The sequence below is a fragment of the Pseudomonas sp. EA_5y_Pfl2_R50 genome, assembly GCF_963970475.1.
Lineage (GTDB): Bacteria > Pseudomonadota > Gammaproteobacteria > Pseudomonadales > Pseudomonadaceae > Aquipseudomonas.
On the sequence record NZ_CAXAPT010000098.1, the window covers coordinates 1 to 544 of the forward strand.

At 65.1% G+C, this 544-nt stretch carries 1 protein-coding gene; it reads right to left on the reverse strand.

The features are described 5' to 3' along the window. On the reverse strand, positions 1-544 hold a 544-nt coding region (locus AACY19_RS26890), incomplete at both ends, for a M20/M25/M40 family metallo-hydrolase (protein ID WP_339454525.1).

Consider the following 544-nt stretch of genomic DNA (forward strand, 5'->3'; position numbering starts at 1 on the left):
CCGGCCCCTTCTGCCCTGGCCACAGGAACACCGAGGGCACGCCTTGCTGGACGAAGCGATAATGATCGGAGCGCACGAAAATGCCCTGCGCCGGATCGGGATCGGGCGACATCGTCACCCCCAAGGTGCCGACCGCCTGCGCGACGAGCGGCCCCAAGGTTGAGCGATCGGCCCCGAACACCGTCATGTCTTCAAAGGCGTAAGACAGGATCGGCATATCGAGATTGACGTCGGCGACGATGCTGGAGATCGGCACGGTCGGGTGCTTGGCGAAATAGTCGGAGCCGACCAGCCCCTTCTCCTCCGCCGTCACTGCCAGGAACAGGATCGAGCGGCGCGGGCGCTTGCCCGAAGCCTTGAAACGCTTGGCTTCCTCGATCAGCGAGGCGATGCCGACCGCATTGTCCTCCGCGCCGTTATAGATCGTGTCGCCCTTGGCATCGGGCCGCCCGACGCCGAGATGATCGAGATGCGCCGACAACACCACGACCTCCTTGGCGAGCTTGGGGTCGCTGCCCGGCAACATCCCGGCGACATTGCCGCT